At 59.2% G+C, this 18,279-nt stretch carries 19 protein-coding genes and 4 tRNA genes; 17 read left to right on the forward strand and 6 right to left on the reverse strand.

Annotated elements, in window-relative coordinates; translation table 11 throughout:
- Nucleotides 1-96: 96 nt before the first annotated feature.
- Both EDC35_RS04735 and EDC35_RS04740 read right to left on the reverse strand, forming a co-directional pair.
- Nucleotides 97-396 (reverse strand): hypothetical protein, encoded by a 300-nt coding sequence (locus tag EDC35_RS04735; RefSeq protein WP_132976086.1) that lies wholly within the window; start codon nt 394-396, stop codon nt 97-99.
- Nucleotides 397-398: 2 nt separating this feature from the next.
- On the reverse strand, nt 399-884 hold the full coding sequence (locus EDC35_RS04740) for a PH domain-containing protein (RefSeq protein WP_132976087.1): 486 nt from the start codon (nt 882-884) through the stop codon (nt 399-401).
- 160 nt (nt 885-1,044) lie between these two features.
- On the opposite strand from EDC35_RS04740, the gene EDC35_RS04745 reads away from it, so the two are divergent.
- Nucleotides 1,045-2,661, forward strand: a complete 1,617-nt coding sequence (locus tag EDC35_RS04745) for an RNA-binding domain-containing protein (RefSeq protein WP_132976088.1) — start codon at nt 1,045-1,047, stop codon at nt 2,659-2,661.
- A 247-nt stretch (nt 2,662-2,908) separates the two neighbouring features.
- On the opposite strand, the gene EDC35_RS04750 is transcribed toward EDC35_RS04745, so the two are convergent.
- From EDC35_RS04750 to EDC35_RS04765, 4 genes are all read right to left on the reverse strand, one after another.
- Nucleotides 2,909-4,318, reverse strand: a complete 1,410-nt coding sequence (locus EDC35_RS04750; RefSeq protein ID WP_243651431.1) for an ATP-binding protein — start codon at nt 4,316-4,318, stop codon at nt 2,909-2,911.
- On the reverse strand, nt 4,318-4,917 hold the full coding sequence (locus EDC35_RS04755) for a L,D-transpeptidase family protein (RefSeq protein ID WP_243651433.1): 600 nt from the start codon (nt 4,915-4,917) through the stop codon (nt 4,318-4,320). Before EDC35_RS04755 ends, EDC35_RS04750 begins: the two co-directional genes overlap by 1 nt.
- Before the next feature lie 256 nt (nt 4,918-5,173).
- Nucleotides 5,174-5,488 carry a DUF1840 domain-containing protein gene (locus EDC35_RS04760; protein ID WP_132976089.1) on the reverse strand — a complete coding sequence of 105 codons (315 nt, stop codon included), beginning with the start codon at nt 5,486-5,488 and terminating at the stop codon, nt 5,174-5,176.
- 109 nt (nt 5,489-5,597) lie between these two features.
- Nucleotides 5,598-7,406 carry a hypothetical protein gene (locus EDC35_RS04765; protein WP_132976090.1) on the reverse strand — a complete coding sequence of 603 codons (1,809 nt, stop codon included), beginning with the start codon at nt 7,404-7,406 and terminating at the stop codon, nt 5,598-5,600.
- 172 nt (nt 7,407-7,578) lie between these two features.
- Between EDC35_RS04765 and EDC35_RS04770 the strand changes: the two genes are divergently transcribed.
- From EDC35_RS04770 to EDC35_RS04845, 16 genes are all read left to right on the forward strand, one after another.
- Complete coding sequence (locus EDC35_RS04770) at nt 7,579-9,252, forward strand: glutamine--tRNA ligase/YqeY domain fusion protein (protein ID WP_132976091.1); 1,674 nt, start codon at nt 7,579-7,581, stop codon at nt 9,250-9,252.
- A 365-nt stretch (nt 9,253-9,617) separates the two neighbouring features.
- Entirely contained in the window at nt 9,618-10,403 is a 786-nt protein-coding gene (locus tag EDC35_RS04775) for a hypothetical protein (protein ID WP_207896111.1), read from the forward strand.
- 565 nt (nt 10,404-10,968) lie between these two features.
- A complete protein-coding gene (locus EDC35_RS04780) occupies nt 10,969-11,652 on the forward strand; it encodes a malonyl-ACP O-methyltransferase BioC (protein ID WP_132976092.1) in 684 nt (227 codons plus the stop codon).
- A 90-nt stretch (nt 11,653-11,742) separates the two neighbouring features.
- A complete protein-coding gene (locus tag EDC35_RS04785; RefSeq protein WP_132976093.1) occupies nt 11,743-12,123 on the forward strand; it encodes a VOC family protein in 381 nt (126 codons plus the stop codon).
- 192 nt (nt 12,124-12,315) lie between these two features.
- Entirely contained in the window at nt 12,316-12,924 is a 609-nt protein-coding gene (locus EDC35_RS04790) for a GNAT family N-acetyltransferase (protein ID WP_207896113.1), read from the forward strand.
- Nucleotides 12,921-13,139 carry a hypothetical protein gene (locus EDC35_RS04795; RefSeq protein ID WP_132976094.1) on the forward strand — a complete coding sequence of 73 codons (219 nt, stop codon included), beginning with the start codon at nt 12,921-12,923 and terminating at the stop codon, nt 13,137-13,139. The genes EDC35_RS04790 and EDC35_RS04795 overlap by 4 nt, the downstream gene beginning before the upstream one ends.
- Nucleotides 13,130-13,369 carry an SH3 domain-containing protein gene (locus EDC35_RS04800; protein ID WP_207896115.1) on the forward strand — a complete coding sequence of 80 codons (240 nt, stop codon included), beginning with the start codon at nt 13,130-13,132 and terminating at the stop codon, nt 13,367-13,369. The genes EDC35_RS04795 and EDC35_RS04800 overlap by 10 nt, the downstream gene beginning before the upstream one ends.
- A gap of 86 nt (nt 13,370-13,455) precedes the next feature.
- A complete protein-coding gene (locus EDC35_RS04805) occupies nt 13,456-14,220 on the forward strand; it encodes an SAM-dependent methyltransferase (protein WP_132976095.1) in 765 nt (254 codons plus the stop codon).
- A 169-nt stretch (nt 14,221-14,389) separates the two neighbouring features.
- A complete protein-coding gene (locus EDC35_RS04810) occupies nt 14,390-15,052 on the forward strand; it encodes a uracil-DNA glycosylase family protein (protein ID WP_132976096.1) in 663 nt (220 codons plus the stop codon).
- A 1-nt stretch (nt 15,053) separates the two neighbouring features.
- A complete protein-coding gene (locus EDC35_RS04815; RefSeq protein ID WP_132976097.1) occupies nt 15,054-15,590 on the forward strand; it encodes a TRAP transporter small permease subunit in 537 nt (178 codons plus the stop codon).
- A 1-nt stretch (nt 15,591) separates the two neighbouring features.
- A complete protein-coding gene (locus EDC35_RS04820) occupies nt 15,592-17,049 on the forward strand; it encodes a TRAP transporter large permease (protein WP_132976098.1) in 1,458 nt (485 codons plus the stop codon).
- 14 nt (nt 17,050-17,063) lie between these two features.
- Nucleotides 17,064-17,606: a pseudouridine synthase gene (locus tag EDC35_RS04825; protein ID WP_132976099.1), complete on the forward strand. Its 543-nt coding sequence runs from the start codon at nt 17,064-17,066 to the stop codon at nt 17,604-17,606.
- A gap of 108 nt (nt 17,607-17,714) precedes the next feature.
- Nucleotides 17,715-17,791 (forward strand) — tRNA-Pro (locus EDC35_RS04830).
- 46 nt (nt 17,792-17,837) lie between these two features.
- Nucleotides 17,838-17,914: transfer RNA gene (locus tag EDC35_RS04835), tRNA-Arg, on the forward strand.
- Between the two features lie 42 nt (nt 17,915-17,956).
- Nucleotides 17,957-18,032 (forward strand) — tRNA-His (locus EDC35_RS04840).
- Nucleotides 18,033-18,096: 64 nt separating this feature from the next.
- Nucleotides 18,097-18,172: transfer RNA gene (locus EDC35_RS04845), tRNA-Lys, on the forward strand.
- The last annotated feature ends 107 nt before the right edge of the window (nt 18,173-18,279 follow it).

Here is an 18,279-nt window from a genome sequence, read left to right on the forward strand (position 1 = left end):
AAAATATAAAATTTTAAACCGCGTCTCCACTGATGCCGATGACATCTCCAAAGCTAAACACAAACTGAAAATGACGCATATCGCGCTGGACGCGGTTTAAAACACCCAGGCAATCAATAGCGTGAGGACGAGAAAGAACGAGAAAAACGAACCGAGCATGAATTGCAGCTCGCCAAGCAGTCCGTCGCCGGCAACCGTAGCAAGCAGCACGAAAAGCCCGACCGTCAGACCGAACCCCCAGGGAACGGCCGCTTTCAGACCCATCCCCTCATTCAGCGCCGCAACCGCTGGCGCTGCTGCGGGCAGGAAGAAGACGATCAATGCGCCAAGCAGCAGCGCCACGACCAGCAGCGCGACCGCCAGGAGCTTGAGATCGCCGCGATTGTCGCCCGCCATCCTCAGCCCGCTCCGCCGGGCGCCGGTGCCTTGACCAGATCGCGGATCCGGGCGGGGTCGGGCAGGCCGCGCACCATGAGTTCGGGATTGTCCCCGGCGGTGAAGACCTGGATATCGCCAGCATTCATGATGCGCTGCAACAGGCTCTGACTCACCCGCACCGTGCGCACCGAGGCCATGTTGATCTCGGTGTACTGCTTGTTGAGCAGGCCATGGGTCCAGATCAGCTCGTCTTCGGTGATGACGAGTCGATCCGAGCGGGTCGAGACCCACCAGATCAGCAATTGCAGGGTCGCGGCTGCAAACACCGCGATGCCGATCATCTTGACGATTCGATCATCGATCTGCGGAAGCATTAGTGGCGGCAGCAACTGCGCCCCCAGCACGGCGACCAGGATTCCGCCGCACAGCAGCAGAATCAGCAACAGGGTGGCAAAAGGGCGCATCCGCAACAGGGATGGATGGGCGTCATAGCGGTTCCCGGACATGCGGCAGTTCCTCGGCAGGCGCAGTGAATCGCGCTTAAGAAATTGATAAAAATAATAAAATAATCGCACAACCACACGGCTGTGCGCTCCGGGATACTATCAGCAAGCCGCATGGTTAGAAAGCGGGCGATCCTCGCCGATCCCGTTATAATCCGCCGCCATGACTCCACTCTCGCTCTTTCGACTCTCATCCGGCCCGATCCGCTCGCGGCTGTTGCGCGATCTGATGCTGCTGGTCGCCTCCTCGGTCGGTCTGCTGATGGCGATCAACCTGCTGCTGATCAATGACATCAAACATGATCTCGCGGGGGACCGCATCGAGGCGGCGACGACGCTGGTCCGCGACGAGGTTCTGGGGCTCCTGTTGCCGGTGCGGCAGCAGTTGCTGATCGTCCGCGATGGACTGCAAAGCGCGGGCATCGCCCCGGCGGACGAGCAGGCATTGAATCAGCGTCTGATTCCGACCCTGGCGCACATTCCCCAGATTGCCGGCGCCATTGATGCCACCGCCGATGGTCGCGAGTATTTTCTGCGCCGTGAGGGCGACGGCTGGCTGACCCGGCAGCGCGTGGCGGAGCATCCGACACAGGCCAGCGTCACGCTCTGGGACGCCATGCTGAACCAGAGGGAGAGCCGCGAGGAGTCTTCGCCCACTTTGCCCGGTAGCCGTCCCTGGTTCCGCGAAGCGGCGGAGACTCCAGGGGAAGTGGTCTGGAGTCCGCCCTATGTCTTCGCCTCGCTCGGCGTGCCGGGCGTCACGGCGTCCATCGCCTGGCCCGGATCCGATCCGCTGCGGGTCACGGCACTGGATGTGACGCTCCAGAGCATCGTCGATGCCATCAGGAGACTGGATATTGGCGTAGATGGTCGGGCCTTTCTCTTCAGCGGCGAGGGCGGCGTCTTCGTGCCGCCGGAGTCATCCGAGACCGCTTCTGGCGAACATCATGCCGACGGGTTTTTCTCGGCCCAGACGCGCCTTGGTGGTCCGCTTCCATTCGATGCGATCGCGGCCTGGAAGACGGCTGGCGAGCCGCACGACGATCTGATTCGTTTTCACAGCGTGGGCGAGGACTGGTGGGGCGGTTTCCGGCCCCTGCTGACGGACGACCCGGATGGCGCCTGGATCGGCGTGGTGCTGCCGGTCTCCGAAACCCTGACGATCCTCCAGAGCCGCTGGCATCTCATCGCGCTTACGGCGCTCCTGATCCTGGTAGCCAGTCTGAGTCTGGCCCTGCTGGTGGTGCGCAAATACAGCCGCCAACTGCGCGATCTGCCGAAACTCAGCATTGACCGTCGCCGACTGGAAGCGGATCTGCGCGAGCTGATTGCCGCTGGCGAAGGTCCGCATCTGGAATTCAAATCCACCATGCGGATGAATCTGCGCACCCAGACCAAAGGCAAAGAGATCGAACTGGCCTGGCTCAAGGGGGTGGCGGCCTTTTTGAACACCGAGGGCGGGATCCTGCTGATCGGCATCGCCGACGACGGCACCACGCTGGGGCTGGAGGCCGATCAGTTCGAGAATGAAGACAAGTGCCATCTCCACTTCAAGAATCTGCTGAACCAGCATCTCGGCCCCGAGTATGCGCGCTGCGTGCGTTTTTACCTGCACGATCTGGATGGCCTGCGCATCGGTGCCGTCGAGTGCGAACGCGCCGATGCCCCCGCTTTTCTGCGTGACGACAAGCAGCGCGAGCTGTTCATCATCCGCAACGGGCCATCCAACATTGAGCTGTCCATCAGCCGGGCGCTCAAGTACATCCGCAGCCGCTTTTAAACCGCGCCCGGTGCGGTATGTGATCGTTGAGGATTGAGTCGGCCTTGGCAGAATCGACGACTGTTAGAGGGGGCGCGGTTTAAGATATTAAAAAATTTAAACTTTTAAACCGCGTCTCCACTGAGGTCGATGGCATCTCCAAAGCCAAACACAAACTGAAAATGACGCCTATCGCGCTGGACGCGGTTTAAACCGGCCCGCACCGACCGTCATCGATTCCGCTAGGGCTGACCCAAAAGGTGCTGGGTCAGATTGGCAACCGCAGACACAGCCGCGCCCCGCCCAGTGGACTGCTGGCGACCCGTACCTCGCCGCCATAAGCCGTGCAGATCTCGCGCACCACGGCAAGACCGATTCCATGTCCGGGCGTCGTCTCGTCCGCCCGTGCGCCCCGTTCGAGTAAATGGATCGCCTGAGCGGACGGGATGCCGGGACCGTCGTCATCAATCACCAGCTTCAGGGCGTTCCGGGTGCCTTCGCCGCTGAGACGGACCCGCCGCCCGCACCACTTGAAGGCGTTGTCCAGCAGATTCCCCAGCATCTCCAGCAGATCGCCCTCGATACCGCGAAAGACGATGGCGTGATCAAGCTCAAGATCGACCTGTACGCGCTTGTCCCGATAAACCTTATGCAGTGACGCGATCAGCCGTTCCGCCGCCTGTCGCACGGGAACCGGCGGCGCCAGGGTCGCGGCCTGTCGCCCGCCTGCACGCGCACGCTGCAACTGATACTCGACGAGATGCCCCATGCGCGTCAGTTGCTCCAGCAGCAGCGCCCTGACCGGATCGGCGGGCTCTCCGTCATCGATGGCGCCGCGCATCACCGCAAGCGGAGTCTTGAGACTGTGGGCCAGATCGCCGAGGGTGTTGTCAAGCCGCCGCTGGCGTGCCCGCTCATGGGCCAGCAGTGCATTGAGATTGCCGGTCAGGACACGGATCTCAGCCGGATAGCGTCCCTGAATCTGGGGCTGCTGGCCGGACTCGACAGCGGCGACCTCCGCCGCGACCTGACGCAGAGGCGTCAGACCCCAGCGCAGAATCAGGACCAGCGCCACCAGCATCAACAGCGCCATGCCGCCCAGCCAGCCGGCGAGACTGGCGCGGAATTGAGTGATCTCCGCCTCGAAGGCGGACGAATCCTCGGCCACGACGAAGGTATAGTCCTGCGGCGTCGGCCCGGTGGCCCAGGAGACACCGAAAGCGAGCACGAGATAATCCATGCCGTCGTGTCCATGCCCATGCTCGAAGCGGCGTTGTCCGGGGGCGAGCGGCACGGGCGTGGGAAGCTCCGTGCCGACCGCCGACGGCGACTGCCAGAGCGGATCCCCCAGTGCATTCAGCACCTGAGCGTAGAGACCGGAGCCGGGCAGCGTCAGGCGCGACTCAGCCAGCGCATTGGGAAACACCAGTCCGGCTGACTCCTCCTCACCTGCCGCCATCAGCAGAAAGATCTGCGCCTGCAAACGCTCTTCGCGCGCGGATGCGACGGTTTCACGCATCGCCCGCTCCAGCGCCAGACTGGTCAGGAGAATGAAGAGCGTCAGCACGGCAGCGGCGGACAGCACGACGCGCGTGCGGAGTGACAGCATCTGGCTGACATCCAGCCGAGGCGTCCGCAGTGTGGCGTCTTCCTGCTCGCGGGCCTCAGTGGACCGCATCAGGGCAGGATGCGGATCGGCGTTCCGTCCGGAACCAGCTTCCAGATTTCATCAATTTCATGGTTCTGCACGGCAATGCAGCCCTGGGTCCAATCGCGATTGAGGTATTGGCGGCGCATGCTTTCCGACTGGATATAGTTGGGCATGCCATGGACCATGATATTGCCGCCCGGATTGTAGCCGAGCAGTTTGCTGCTCAGACGATCCTGTTTGTTGGGATAGGAGATATGGATGGCCTTGTAAAAATTGCTCTTGGGGTTGCGCCAGTTGAGGACGTATTCGCCGACCGGCGTGCGCCCGTCGCCCTCGCGGTATTTGTGGCCGACAGGCGAGCCGCCAAGGGCGACGCGGTATTCCCGGACAGGTCGGCCCTGGCTGTGGAGTTCCAGCTTGCGTTCCGATTTTTTGACTACGACCAGGTCGACGGGGCCGGTGAATTTCTGCTCAATGGCCGGTTTGCTGCTGCTGCACCCCCCCAGCCCGAGCAGTCCCGCGAGCGCGAGCACAAAGAAGACGGATCGGCTGCGCATCCGGGGTGTCGGTTCGCGCCGCGTTGGGATGGGGTCGATGTTCAGGGTTGGATGGGTGTCGAGGTACATGGGTCGGAATCCTGAGCGGTCATGCCGTTTCGGCTGCTAAACCGCGTCCAGAGCTAAGTGGGCGTCGTTTTGAGTGGAAGCAGACTGGTCTGAATCCACAATCGTTCCGTTGGCGCGAATCCTTAAACCGCGCCCGCTCCGACGCTGCTTAGTTGCGACGACGCCATGCCGATACAGAAAACAGCGCATGTCACGCCGGGCGCGGTTTAAGTTCACAATCAACCCAAGAAAGTTTATGTAACCTCATGACTAAAATCTATTCCCACATCACATTTTCGCCATCGCGGGCAGCGGCTGTGAGCAGATTGATCAGGGGCAGGGCGCGATGGGCCAGACTGACGTGCTGATTTTCACCGTTATCCGGTGCGGCGTGGTTCGACGCGGGATCCAGAGGCTCGCTGGCATGCTCCCCGACAGCCGTTTTCAGCCGTTCCAGTGCGACCGGAATATCCGCCGCCAGTAGCGCACCCGGCACGCTGCCGCTATGCCCCATCAGCTTGATGAGCGTCACGGCCACCTCGCCAAACATGGTGATGTTTGCGTAAGCCTTGGTTTGAAAGGTGATCAGCATGGGATTCTCCGGTCTGGTTTTGTTCGGTGGACGTTACTGGTTTAGACAACGATTGAAGACTGTTTTGGAGCCTCTGCACTGCCGCACTGGACAGCAACGGGAAAGCACCTTATTCCCAGACGCCAGCGGAATCGAGGATCCGCTCGGCGGCCGTCGGATCCCCGGCCTGCAAAACGGTCCGGGCCAGATAGACCAGGGTGTCGGTGCGCTCGACAGGGTCTGTCAGGGCGTTGGCCTGCGCGATGGCGGTGACGAAATCGGTCTGCGCCTGAGCCGTCTGGCTCTGTTGTGCGCGACTGAGCGCCAGGGCGGCGAGCGCCTTGGCGCTGACAGGGGAGGGTGCCCCGGCGCTGGTCAGCATGGTCGATGCCGCTTCAGTATCGCCGGCCTCGGCCAGACGCTGCGCCAGGACCGATCTGGCAACCGTCTGGCTGGATCCGCCCTGAATTCTGCTCAGGGCGGTCGTCGCCTGCTCCGCGAATGTGGCCGACTGTTCGCGCTGCCCCGCAAGCGCCATGTCGCGGGCGAGCGTGCCCAGGAGATCAATCCGCTCCACTGGATTGCCGGCGGACTGCGCGGCCGTCGCGGCCGCCAGACTGAGATAGTCTTTTTTGGCGGGCAGCGTTGCGTCCTCGTGGGCCGCAAGGGCCAGACGTCCATAGGCCATGGCGCGGAAGCTGGGGGTGATAATCGAATCGGCGAGGAGATTGGCCCGTCGCCATTGCGACTGGGCACTGTCCGCCTCAAGCCGCTGGGCATGCCGGGCGGCGAGACCGGCGCGCAACGCGACCGCATCGCGCAGCAGCGCATCCATCGGGATACGCGACGCCGCGTTCGGATTTTCGTTGAAGCGCGCCAGCGCGCGGTCGAGCAGATTGGCGGCAAGACCCAAATCACCGGCGTCGAGCCGGTAGAACGCCAGATCAGCCAGAATGCGCGGATCGCTGGCAACGGTATTGGTGGTTTGGTCGTTGAGGCTGGATGCCGGGGCGGGGATGAGTGCGTCGGGGATATCGACCCTGGGCGCGCCGCCGTTCGATTCGGCACCACTCATTCCGGCAGCGGCGAGGCCGTCCGGCGTGGTCGTCGATGAGGTTGCGCCAGCGCCTGCCATCTCCGCCGACACGCCTTGACCGGAGGCGGCAAGCTCTGGATCGACGCCGGGATCGGCCCCGACCGTGACTGACAGACCGGGCGGAGGCGTGATGACAATCTGCATCCCGCCGGGCTGGCCGGTCGGCGCGCCGGCCTCATCCAACCCGGTTTCGTTGCGATGCTGATCCCAGACAAAGAAGCCGACGCCACCGCCAGCCAGAATCAGGACCGCCAGGATCGGCAGCGAAATGCTGGGCGCCAGGAAGGGTTTCAGCTTGCTGTAAAACGTGATGCCCAGCTCTTTTTCGACCCTGCGGCGGGCGATCTTGCGTAATTTTTCGGCCTGTTTGCGCTCGGCATCGCGGCTCTGCTGCTCGTTCACGACCGCCGTTTGCGTGGCGAGTGTCCGACGCTCCAATTCAATCGCCTGCTGCAAGTCGAATGCCTGGCGATTGGATTGCTTGCCCTTGTACTGATCGACCACGATCTGACATCGCTCACAGATATCCGGCGTGCCATCGGTCGTGTGGAGCTGCTCATGCCCACAGGCAGGGCAGCGATAGGATTTGGCCTCCAGGGCCAGAGACATGGGGTCGATCCGGCACAGCAGACCGATGGCCGTCAATCTTTCATGCATCTTGCGCGCCGCCGCGTCAGGAATGTTTTTCGCCAGAATGACGGTCTGATTGACGAGAATACGCTGGAATTTGGGCTCGAAAGCGGCCGGGTCGCCTTTCAGCAGACTGGCCAGCCCCGCGCGCACGGTCTGCTCCGGATAACCGGGAGCGAGCCCCAGGGCCGAAACTTTATAGGTGTCTTCCATCGGAAACGATCCCCTCGACTGAGCTTGTATTGTGATGTGACGCACAGACAGCCCCGGCTTTGTACGTGAGTGACCGACTCCAAATCAAGCCTTGCGTATCAACGCTTCTTTCAATCCCCGCATGAGACGCTAGAATGCAGCGTTCAGCGATTTCCCAACCATTCGAGACACCATGACCGACGCCGCCGAGCCGCCACGCACCCATTTCATCCGCCAGATCGTCGAAGCGGATCTGGCCTCCGGCAAACATGACCGGATCCTCACCCGCTTCCCGCCCGAGCCGAACGGCTATCTGCATATCGGACACGCCAAGTCCATCACGCTCAACTTCGGGCTGGCCGAAGCGGTCGGCGGTGCCTGCAATCTGCGCTTCGACGACACCAATCCGCTCAAGGAGGATGTCGAATTCGTCGATTCCATCCAGGAGGACGTGCGCTGGCTCGGGTTCGACTGGGGCGACCGGCTCTATTTCGCCTCGGATTATTTCGAGCAGCTTTATGGTTTCGCGGTCGAGCTGATCGAAAAGGGTCTGGCCTATGTCTGCGACCTCAGCGCCGAAGAGACGCGGCTCTATCGCGGCACCCTCACCGAGCCGGGCCGTGACAGCCCCAACCGGAATCGCCCGGTGGCCGAGAATCTCGATCTCTTCACCCGCATGCGTGCCGGCGAGTTCCCGGACGGTGCGCGCACCCTGCGCGCCAAGATCGACATGGCCTCGCCCAACATCAACCTGCGCGACCCGGTGCTCTATCGCATCAAGCACGGCGTGGTCCACCATCAGACCGGCACCGCCTGGTGTCTCTACCCGACCTACGACTACACCCACCCGCTCTCCGACGCCCTGGAAGGCATCACCCACTCGCTCTGCACCCTGGAGTTCGAGGACCATCGACCGCTCTACGACTGGTGCATCAACAACGTCTCGGTGCCCTGCAAACCGCGTCAGATCGAGTTCAGCCGGCTCAATCTCGAATACACGGTCATGAGCAAGCGCCGTCTGACCGATCTGGTCGGCGAGGGCCATGTCCAGGGCTGGGACGATCCGCGCATGCCGACCCTGGCCGGTCTGCGCCGACGCGGTTACACCCCGGCGGCGGTTCGCGATTTCTGCGAGCGCATCGGCATCACCAAATCCGACAATCTGGTCGAAATGGCCCTGCTGGAAAGCGCCATCCGCGACGACCTGGACGCCACCGCACCACGCCGCATGGCCGTCCTGCGTCCGCTCAGGGTGGTGCTGACCAATTATCCCGCAGACCGCACCGAGTCGATGGAATCCAGAAACCATCCCAAGGACGAGACGCAGGGCACCCGCGCCATCCCCTTCGGGCGCGAGATTTATATCGACCGCAACGACTTCACCGAGAACCCGCCCAAAGACTTCAAGCGGCTCATCCCCGGCGGCGAGGTCCGTCTGCGCAATGCCTACGTCATCCGCTGCGACGAGGTCATCAAGGACGCGCACGGTGAGGTCGTGGAACTGCGGGCAAGCGTCGATCTCGACACCCTGGGCCGGAACCCCGAGGGACGCAAAGTCAAGGGCGTCATCCATTGGGTGTCGGCGGCCCAGGCCGTCCCGGCGGAGATCCGGCTCTATGACCGTCTGTTCAGCGTCCCGACGCCGGGCGCGGGCGGGACCGATTACCGCACCGAGATCAATCCCGACTCGCTGCGGGTGCTGTCCGGCTGTCTGCTGGAGTCGTCGCTGCGCGCGGTGCAGCCCGGCGAGCGTTTCCAGTTCGAGCGCGAGGGTTATTTTGTCGCCGACCCGGACTCGACCCCTGAGCGCCCGGTGTTCAATCTCACGGTTGGATTGCGCGATACCTGGGGGAGGAGTCAGGCGTGACCCTTGGCTTGGCGAGATCGGTGCGGGGGCGCGCAGATCATGCCTGATCTCGTCAGGTTCCAGCACCGACGGGGATGTCGGTTTCAATGCATGCAAAAGGCTTCAACCCGCTGGACAGAGCGGCGTTGAAGCTGTTCCGGGAGACCGCGCAGACGGAGCGGATCGGGATAATGCTTTCGGTTTGAAGGAGAGCCGTTTGCGCGACGTGCACGTTGCGGATTGACAGGCGTTATTTGAAGGCTACTCTTGCGCTAGACTGCATTCAGTCTAGAACAAGAAAAGCAGACTGCAATCTAGAACACGTTGGGCAATCTAAAAAAGCCGGGCTATGGCGATGCCAATAAATCAAATTTGCAAGGAAAATTATGCTTAAAGAAAAAACATGTTTTGTCGTAATGGCTATTGGAGACCAGGAATACAATGGCAAAGCAATCACAGCGCAAGATCTCAAATCTAAATACGACGACCTAATTAAAGAAGCAATATTGAAGGCGAGCCCTGAAATATCTGTGGTTCGCGCTGACGACATATCACTACCTGGCTCTATTAGTAGCGATATACTTACCCACTTAATGCATGCGGATTATGTCATTGCTGATGTAACTTACCCCAATCCAAATGTGTACTATGAGCTTGGATTGCGACATGCCAGTCGGCCAGGAACCATAATAATCCGAGACTCAAGCGGCCCCAAGGTGCCTTTCGATATTTCTCACTTAAGGCACTTCGAGTACGAGAACACTGCAACCGGCCTGAAATCTCTAGCAAGTAACTTAAAAGCGTATTTTGATCTTTCAGTCAAAAATCCAGGGAGGCCCGACAACCAGTTCTTAGAACTCGCAAAGCTAACAAAATACGAATTCCCGAATTACATAGATGAGCCGGAAGAAGATCCTGTAATCACTGCGATAATGTCATTAATTACAAATCCAGATACGGCGGGTTTGTTGGTTAAAGCCGGAAGCGGGCAAGAGGTCAACCAAGCAGAAATGTTATCAGCAATTTTTCAGAATCCCACTGTCGGACAGAATTTGCTTAAAGCGATGCTTGCAACCGGACATTTAGATCAAGGAGAAATCTTTGGTAAGCAGTCACAGAAAGGCTTACCTAGCAGAAATCGGCCAAGCACAAGTCAGAAGCGACGTCGTTGAAATGCCCAACAACAGGCTCAAAGCGAGCCGCGAAGACATGCCGTAGCTGTGAATCTGCGGCCGTGTACCGTGCGGCCGCTTTAGCCTTACCGTTAGCGCACTACATGCATATCCTCTGGCTCCCACGCTCCGGAGATTGGGCAAGCCATGTAGATACAAGGGTACGCATCGCGTACTTTTTCCTCTGATTGCGGCGCTACCTCGGTTTGAAGGAGAGTCGTCATCTAGCTCCCACGCTCCGGCGTGGGAGTACGTCGCGACGCTCTGGCGTCGCGTCTCGATACGCACCGCTAGAGCGGTGCGACGGCATTCCTACGCGGGAGAGATTGGGCAAGAATTCGCAAATTGCCAATCAAGCGCGACATCTCGACCACATCCCGTAGGTCGGGTTAGGCGTGCGTAGTGCGGTTTATTTTTACCACTCAATGCTTTGGTGCACGCCGCAACCCGACACCAGTCCACGGATCGTCGGGTTATGCTGCACTAACTCGACCTGCGCAGGAATACTTTCACGGTCTCGGGAGCGTGGGAACGACGCCAGAACATGTTAGACAGACAGTCATCTATGGGATTCACACTCGAAAAAGTTGTGCCGTGGGGGCGTTCTTATGAAGAATACGTCAACATGTTTGGGCTTTCAGAGGTCGATCTTGGACTTCGCATTCTTGGCTGTGGTGATGGCCCAGCGGCGTTCAATGCAGTACTGACCAAACAAGGTGGGAATATTGTCTCGGTAGATCCAATCTACGTTTTTGAGGCAGAACAGATAAGGAGCCGCATCTCCGAAACGTATGAAAGCGTTATGGCACAAATGTGTAAAAACCAAAGCGGCTACGTCTGGGAAGCCATTCCGTCGGTAGAGCAACTTGGGAGTCTTCGCATGTCTGCGATGGAAATATTCCTCACAGACTTTGATGCGGGAAAAAAGGAAGGCCGATACATCCCAGGGGAATTACCGTCGCTGCCTTTTAAAAATGGAAATTTCGACATCGCCTTGTCGTCTCATTTCTTGTTTTTGTACAGCGCCCATCTGTCGGCAGAGTTTCATCTTCATGCGCTTCAAGAAATGTTGCGTGTTGCTCGCGAAGTGCGTGTATTTCCAATGCTTACGCTCGATGGTGCCTCATCACCACACCTCCATTTCGTGACCGAATATCTCGCAAATCATGGCTTCGCTGTTGAAGTTAAACGTGTGCCTTACGAGTTTCAGCGAGGTGGAAATGAAATGCTGTTGGTCAAACCCGTGTAGGCTGGGGTGAGTTTACGAACCCCAACAATTCTCAGGTGTGATGTTTCGCTCTCGCTCATCCCAACCAGCGGCTCTGCACCAGGAGACCATATGAAAGCCATCGAATTATCGACATGCTTTATTACAAAAGATGTAGATGCCTGCCGCGAATTCTATCAGTGCCATTTATCGGCGCAGGCCGTTTTTGATTGTGGCTGGTATGTCAATTTGCGCATTAGTGGTCATGGGCCATCCATTCAGTTCATGCAGCCGCAAGGCGAAATGCCAGCCTTTAATGGCGCAGGAATCATGCTCAATTTCAAAGTTGATGATGTTGATTCGGAACATGCAAGACTGATGGGGGAGGGTCTGCAAACTGCAATGCCATTGGATGATCACCCGTGGGGAGATCGGGGATTTTCTGTTATCGACCCAATTGGAAATTCAGTTTACATCTATTCAGATCGTGAGCCGTCAGATGAATTCAAATAATACTACAAGGGCTGACAGACCGGGTTGAGGTGAGTTTGCGAACCCTGACAATTCTCAGGTGTGATGTTGGGGTTCGCTCTCGCTCATCCCAGCCTGCGGTCCTGCGTTTAGTCTGGGGCATTAAAACCAGACTGCAATCTGGATCATGTTGGGTGGACGCCTTCGGCGCGAATCAAGAGTAGGAAATGTGCTATGGGAAATGATGGAAACAAATCAATTGTTAGCCTTAGAGTTGCATATGAATCTGAGCTTGAAAGGTTCAAGGCTGATTTGCAAGAAGCTTTTAGAGTATCGGCAGAAAGAGAATTCGGTCATACACTAGATAAGCCAATTCCTTCTGATGAAGATGTCGAGGAGTCGTTTAGAGCTGATGGCGCTATTGTATATCAGATTCTTGTTGATGAAAAAATTGCTGGTGGCGCTATTGTATTGATTGACGAAGTAACTCAATGCAATAAACTATCATTATTTTTTATTTTAAATGGAAAGCATGATCGCGGTGTTGGGTATAAGGCTTGGAAGGCAATTGAGGAAAGGCATCCAAAAACAAAGATATGGGAAACTTTTACTCCATATTTTGAAAAAAGAAACATTCATTTTTATGTAAATAAGTGCGGCTTTAAAATCGTCGGGTTTTATAATAAGCATCACCCTGATCCAGATCACAGGCATGATGGTGATGCTGGTGAAAAAGATGAAATGTTCAAATTTGAAAAGCAAATGGAATGGGCGGAATCAGCCGAACCAGCAGCAGTCTCTTCAAACAGGCGGGCTGGACATGAAGTGATGCGCTTTCGATGAAAATTTCCGGAACCATCACTAATATCGAAACCATCGCCGAAGGCAATGGTATCCGGGAGCTTGGTGTTCTCAGGCGATGTTATGGGGGTGGAAATTGGAAGAAAAAGAAAGGCATTGCGATGGTGGAGTTGGACTCAGGGCATGTCGCCGAAGCCGAAGTTCACTGGTATGAGGCTCATGGCATCGGCAAGGTAAAGCTGAAGAAATGGCTATAAAATTTGTCGTCTGCCTCGAAAAAAAAGACCTTGGAGACTTTTCCAGCGAGGATGTCACCTTGGGTCGCCTTTATGAGCTTGTGGAAGAAGATGCTGGCAATGGCATGATCCGGATTATTGACGAATCCGGTGAAGATTATCTTTATCCATCGGCGTGGTTTGAGCCGATAGCTCTGCGCGATTCAATCGCCCTTCGTCTTCATGATGCATTAACAAGACTTGCAGCTTGAGGATCACGGGCAAGCGGGCGCGCAGCAGGTTGGCGTGAACGAGAGCCGGGTAGTACCTCGATTAGCTCCCTACCGGAATTCAAGCAATGGACATCCCACGGATATTCAACATCACTGAAAGCGCGCACCGCATCCATAACCCGTTCACACCCGATAAGTTCGCCACTCTCGGTGCGGCGTTACGTCTGGAGCCGGGGGCGCGCGTGCTCGACCTCGGCAGTGGTTCGGGTGAGATGCTGTGCACCTGGGCGCGCGATCACGGCATCCTTGGCACCGGTATCGACATGAGCCAGTTGTTTACCGAGCAGGCGAAACGCCGTGCCGAAGAGCTTGGTGTCGCCCAGCAGGTCAAGTTCATTCATGGCGATGCAGCAGGTTACGTCGCTGATGAGAAGACGGATGTGGCCGCCTGCATCGGCGCGACCTGGATCGCCGGGGGCGTCGCCGGCACGGTCGAGCTTCTGATGCGGAGCCTGCGTGCCGGAGGGATCATCCTCATCGGCGAGCCCTACTGGCGTCAGTTACCGCCGACGGAAGACATTGCCAGGGGGTGTTTTGCCAACTCCATCTCCGACTTTCTGGTGCTTCCAGAACTGATCGCGTCTTTCGGCCACCTCGGCTACGACCTAGTGGAGATGGTTCTGGCTGACCAGGACGGTTGGGACAGGTATGAAGCGGCAAAATGGCTCACCATGCGCCGATGGCTTGAAGCGAATCCTGACGATGATCTGGTGGAGGAGGTCCGTTCCAAGCTGACCTCGGAACCCGAGCGCCACGCCGCTTACACACGCGAATACCTGGGCTGGGGAGTCTTCGCGCTGATGCCGCGACTCGGCCTCAAAAAAGCCTGAGCATTCATTCAAGCCGACGCGCCTCACGGCGCGGCTTCACTCCAGCGATTGCCAATGATGCCGACTGGCCGTGAAACCCATCATTCACTGCCGATCGATGCCGCAGGAATTGCGCATGGATCGATCCATTCGCCATGATTCAGTTGCGCACTTCCACCGCGATGGACACATGATCAAACCCCAAGATGTACCGACGAAGAGCGGACTGGAAACACGCCAGGCCGCGCTGATCAATCTGCACACCAATCTGGAAGCCTGCCGCCGCTGTACGGGCATGCAGGGACCGCCCGTGCATGGCCCCGCCGTGCTCTCGCCGGTGATGCTGATCGGGCAGGCACCCGGCACACGCGAGATCGAGCAGGGGCGTCCCTTCTGCTGGACCGCCGGCAAGACCCTGTTCGGCTGGTTCGCGCCCCTTGGTCTGGATGAGGCGGCCTTCCGCGAGCGTGTCCTGATCAGCGCGGTCTGTCGCTGCTTTCCGGGCAAGAATCCCAAGGGTGGCGATCGCGTCCCGGATCGTCAGGAGGTCGAGTCCTGTCGCAACTGGTGGGGGGGCGAACTGGATCTGCTGCGTCCGCGTCTCATCATCCCGGTCGGCAAGCTCGCCATCGCCCAGGTCATGGATTTCCGGCTGCTGAACGAGGTGATCGGACGGCAGTGGTCTTACCGCTCGCCGGATGGCTGGGAGTCTGACATTATCCCGCTGCCGCATCCCTCCGGCGCTTCGACCTGGTTCAAGATGGAGCCGGGGCGGACCCTGCTCCGGCAGGCGCTTGAACTCATTGCCATGCATCCAACCTGGCGCGCCTGGATGGATCAACGAGGACCGTAGAATGAATGCCCTGCTGCATCTCTCGACACTCATCGATACGCTCAACCGTCGCCTTGGACGCGCCGCCATCTGGCTGATCCTGGCCGCCGTGCTCCTGAGCGCGCTCACCGCCACCCTGCGCTATCTGCTGGACTGGGGATCGAACGCCATGATCGAGGCCCAGTGGTTCCTGTTCGGACTGGTGTTTCTGCTGTGCGCGCCCTGGACGCTCCAGGAGCAGGGCCATGTGCGGGTGGACCTGATCTATGGCCGGCTGCCGCCGCGCTGGCGGGTGATGGTTGACATCTTCGGCGGGCTGCTCTTTCTGCTGCCGGTCTGTCTGCTGATCGCCATCGACTCCTGGGGCTATTTCCTGCTCTCCTGGCAGCAGAACGAGTCGTCCATGAACCCTGGCGGGCTCATCTGGTGGCCGATGAAGCTCGCCATCCCGGTCGCCTTCGGGCTGCTTGCCGCGCAGGGTCTCTCCGAGATCATCAAGGGGTTTGCGGCGCTCACCGGGCATCGACCCCTGCCTGACATCGCGAAGGGAGTGCACTGAGTTGGAAGCCTGGTTTGCCGCCAATCTGGCGCCGATCATGTTCGCGGCGCTGATCCTCTTTCTGCTGATCGGCTATCCGGTCGCCTTCTCGCTTGCCGCCGTCGGCATGCTGTTCGGCTGGATCGGCATCGAGCTGGGGATGCTCACCCCGGCGCTGTTGCAGGCGCTGCCGGATCGCGTCTTCGGCATCATGCGCAACGAGATCCTGCTCGCCATCCCGTTCTTCACCTTCATGGGGTTGATCCTGGAGCGCAGCGGCATGGCCGAGGAGCTGCTGGACACCGTCGGCCAGATCTTCGGCGGCATTCGCGGCGGACTGGCCTACGCGGTCATCTTCGTCGGCGCGCTGCTGGCGGCGACCACCGGCGTCGTCGCGGCATCGGTGATTGCGATGGGTCTGATCTCGCTGCCGATCATGCTGCGCTACGGCTATCACAAACCCCTGGCGACCGGAGTCATCGCCGCCAGCGGCACCCTGGCGCAGATCATTCCGCCCTCGCTGGTGCTGATCGTCATGGCCGACGTGCTCGGGCGCTCGGTCGGCGACATGTACAAGGGCGCGCTGCTGCCCGGACTGGTGCTGACCGGGCTCTATGCGCTCTATGTCTTCGGCATCACCCTGATCCGACCCGATTACGCCCCGCCGCTGCCCGCCGAGGCGCGGACGCTGCATGGCCGCGCCCTGGTCATGCGGGTGATCATCGCCCTGATACCCCCGCTGGCGCTCATCTTTCTGGTGCTCGGTACCATCTTCATCGGCTGGGCCACGCCGACCGAGGGCGGCGCCATGGGTGCGGTCGGCGCCCTGCTGCTGGCCGTCGCCAAGGGGCGGCTCAACCTGGACATGCTGCGCCAGTCGATGACGACCACTGCCAAAATCACCAGCTTCGTGGTCTTCATCCTGATCGGCTCCAGCATCTTCAGCCTGACCTTCCGGGGCGTCGATGGCGATCTCTGGGTGGAGCACCTGCTCACCTCGCTCCCCGGCGGGGCGCTGGGGTTTCTGATTTTCGTCAATCTGCTGGTCTTTCTACTCGCCTTTTTCCTCGATTTCTTCGAGATCGCCTTCATCATCCTGCCGCTGCTGGCGCCGGTCGCGGCGGCGCTCGGCATCGATCTGGTCTGGTTCGGGGTGCTGATGGGGGTCAACATGCAGACCAGCTTCATGCATCCGCCATTCGGCTTCGCGCTCTTCTATCTGCGCTCGGTCGCCCCGCCTCAGGTCCGTACCACCGACATCTATTGGGGTGCCGTGCCCTTTCTCGGGATTCAGATCCTGATGGTCATCCTCATCATCGCCTTCCCCGGACTGGTGAGCTGGGGGCTGGATGCGCCGCTGTCGGATCACACCCCGACCGAGATCACGGTTCCGGATCAGGGCGGATCCAGTCTGCTCGACAGCGACGATTTTGGCGGCATGTTCGAGGCCGCGCCTGAGACCGGCGACCCGAAAAATTGAGACAGGATGTCGCCATGTCTCGCCTGATCCTTTTCAACAAACCCTATGGGGTGCTGACCCAGTTCTCCGGCACTGAGTCGGAACGCACGCTCAAGGACTATATCCCCATCCCTGGCGTCTATGCCGCTGGCCGTCTGGACAAAGACAGCGAAGGACTGCTGCTGCTGACCGATGACGGACGGCTCCAACACCGCATCAGCCATCCCCGATACAAAGAATGGAAGACCTACTGGGTGCAGGTCGAGGGCACGCCCGACGCCAGCCAACTGGCCCAGCTTCGCAACGGCGTTCTACTCAACGATGGCCCGACCCGTCCCGCCCAGGTCCACGCCCTGCCCGAGCCGGATCTCTGGCTGCGCGAGCCGCCGATCCGCGTGCGCAAACAGATCCCGACCGCCTGGATCGAGATCGCCATTCGCGAGGGCCGCAACCGTCAGGTGCGCCGCATGACCGCCGCTGTCGGGCTGCCGACCCTGCGCCTCGTCCGCATTGCCGTGGGCGACTGGCGACTGGATGGGCTGCTGCCGGGGCAGTATCGGGAGTTGACTCCAGCGTGACACTGAGACGCGCCGGATTTGCATCGAAACGGTTGACGGGACGCCGTGCAAAGTGTAAATTGCCGCCTCTTCGATTCCGGATCGTGATTCATCCGGCCCGTACGAAAACGGGGTATAGCGCAGTCTGGTAGCGCGCCTGCTTTGGGAGCAGGATGTCGGGGGTTCGAATCCCTCTACCCCGACCAAATCGCGGCCCAAAAGGCTCAGGCACATCGAACAGAATTCGACACTGCGCCCGTAGCTCAGTTGGATAGAGCAACGGCCTTCTAAGCCGTAGGTCGCAGGTTCGAGCCCTGCCGGGCGTGCCAAACAATCGAATTGCGTCAGGGATGATGGAAAGGTTTGTAATGGTGGACGTAGCTCAGTCGGTAGAGCGCAGGATTGTGATTCCTGTGGTCGTGGGTTCGATCCCCATCGTCCACCCCATTTAGTTTAAATGATTGGTTTAAAAGTCGTTTTCAGGCATTTAAATCATGATGCAGGTCAGAACGGGTCGTTAGCTCAGTTGGTAGAGCAGTGGACTCTTAATCCATCGGTCGTAGGTTCGAATCCTACACGACCCACCAATCAAAAGAAGTCAAAACAAGCGGTTACAGTCATGTAACCGCTTTTTTTGTGCCTGTTGATCGGGCTTTCTGGTCTGCTTTTTCTGCCTAACTTCTCGCGATCCCGC

It is taken from the genome of Thiobaca trueperi (assembly GCF_004342175.1).
Classification (GTDB): domain Bacteria; phylum Pseudomonadota; class Gammaproteobacteria; order Chromatiales; family Chromatiaceae; genus Thiobaca; species Thiobaca trueperi.

What these genes read in the sequence shown, in the direction of transcription:
- EDC35_RS04735 (WP_132976086.1), bottom strand. Translation starts at nt 396, where the DNA reads ATGGCGGGCGACAATCGCGGCGATCTCAAGCTCCTGGCGGTCGCGCTG.
- EDC35_RS04740 (WP_132976087.1), bottom strand. Translation starts at nt 884, where the DNA reads ATGTCCGGGAACCGCTATGACGCCCATCCATCCCTGTTGCGGATGCGC.
- EDC35_RS04745 (WP_132976088.1), top strand. Translation starts at nt 1,045, where the DNA reads ATGACTCCACTCTCGCTCTTTCGACTCTCATCCGGCCCGATCCGCTCG.
- EDC35_RS04750 (WP_243651431.1), bottom strand. Translation starts at nt 4,318, where the DNA reads ATGCGGTCCACTGAGGCCCGCGAGCAGGAAGACGCCACACTGCGGACG.
- EDC35_RS04755 (WP_243651433.1), bottom strand. Translation starts at nt 4,917, where the DNA reads ATGTACCTCGACACCCATCCAACCCTGAACATCGACCCCATCCCAACG.
- EDC35_RS04760 (WP_132976089.1), bottom strand. Translation starts at nt 5,488, where the DNA reads ATGCTGATCACCTTTCAAACCAAGGCTTACGCAAACATCACCATGTTT.
- EDC35_RS04765 (WP_132976090.1), bottom strand. Translation starts at nt 7,406, where the DNA reads ATGGAAGACACCTATAAAGTTTCGGCCCTGGGGCTCGCTCCCGGTTAT.
- EDC35_RS04770 (WP_132976091.1), top strand. Translation starts at nt 7,579, where the DNA reads ATGACCGACGCCGCCGAGCCGCCACGCACCCATTTCATCCGCCAGATC.
- EDC35_RS04775 (WP_207896111.1), top strand. Translation starts at nt 9,618, where the DNA reads ATGCTTAAAGAAAAAACATGTTTTGTCGTAATGGCTATTGGAGACCAG.
- EDC35_RS04780 (WP_132976092.1), top strand. Translation starts at nt 10,969, where the DNA reads ATGGGATTCACACTCGAAAAAGTTGTGCCGTGGGGGCGTTCTTATGAA.
- EDC35_RS04785 (WP_132976093.1), top strand. Translation starts at nt 11,743, where the DNA reads ATGAAAGCCATCGAATTATCGACATGCTTTATTACAAAAGATGTAGAT.
- EDC35_RS04790 (WP_207896113.1), top strand. Translation starts at nt 12,316, where the DNA reads ATGGGAAATGATGGAAACAAATCAATTGTTAGCCTTAGAGTTGCATAT.
- EDC35_RS04795 (WP_132976094.1), top strand. Translation starts at nt 12,921, where the DNA reads ATGAAAATTTCCGGAACCATCACTAATATCGAAACCATCGCCGAAGGC.
- EDC35_RS04800 (WP_207896115.1), top strand. Translation starts at nt 13,130, where the DNA reads ATGGCTATAAAATTTGTCGTCTGCCTCGAAAAAAAAGACCTTGGAGAC.
- EDC35_RS04805 (WP_132976095.1), top strand. Translation starts at nt 13,456, where the DNA reads ATGGACATCCCACGGATATTCAACATCACTGAAAGCGCGCACCGCATC.
- EDC35_RS04810 (WP_132976096.1), top strand. Translation starts at nt 14,390, where the DNA reads ATGATCAAACCCCAAGATGTACCGACGAAGAGCGGACTGGAAACACGC.
- EDC35_RS04815 (WP_132976097.1), top strand. Translation starts at nt 15,054, where the DNA reads ATGAATGCCCTGCTGCATCTCTCGACACTCATCGATACGCTCAACCGT.
- EDC35_RS04825 (WP_132976099.1), top strand. Translation starts at nt 17,064, where the DNA reads ATGTCTCGCCTGATCCTTTTCAACAAACCCTATGGGGTGCTGACCCAG.